Origin of the sequence: Paraburkholderia sp. LEh10, assembly GCF_017814945.1 — a bacterium.
Taxonomy (GTDB): domain Bacteria; phylum Pseudomonadota; class Gammaproteobacteria; order Burkholderiales; family Burkholderiaceae; genus Paraburkholderia.
On sequence record NZ_JAGIPX010000247.1, the window covers coordinates 1 to 510 of the forward strand.

Consider the following 510-nt stretch of genomic DNA (forward strand, 5'->3'; position numbering starts at 1 on the left):
GCGATCCGCATGATCGCGAAGCTGCCGACGCTCGTCGCGATGGCGTACAAGTACTCGATCGGCCAGCCGTTCGTGTATCCGCGCAACGATCTGTCGTACAGCGCGAACTTCATGCACATGATGTTCTCGAACCCGGCCGAAGAGTACAAGATCAACGATGTGCTGGTGCGGGCACTCGACCGTATCCTGATCCTCCATGCGGACCACGAGCAGAATGCGTCGACGTCGACGGTGCGTCTGGCCGGTTCGTCGGGTGCGAATCCGTTTGCGTGCATCGCGGCGGGTATCGCGTGTCTGTGGGGACCGGCGCACGGCGGCGCAAACGAAGCCGCATTGAACATGCTGGAAGAAATCGGCTCGGTCGACAACATTCCCGAGTTCATCAAGCAGGTGAAGGACAAGAACTCGGGCGTGAAGCTGATGGGCTTCGGACACCGCGTTTACAAGAATTACGATCCGCGCGCAAAGCTGATGCGCGAAACGTGCCACGAAGTGCTGAACGAACTGGGC

At 59.6% G+C, this 510-nt stretch carries 1 protein-coding gene; it reads left to right on the plus strand.

The genetic code is table 11. The features are described 5' to 3' along the window. Positions 1–510, plus strand: a 510-nt coding sequence (locus J8I87_RS44195) for a citrate/2-methylcitrate synthase (RefSeq protein WP_280923165.1), incomplete at both ends; no start/stop codon positions are given.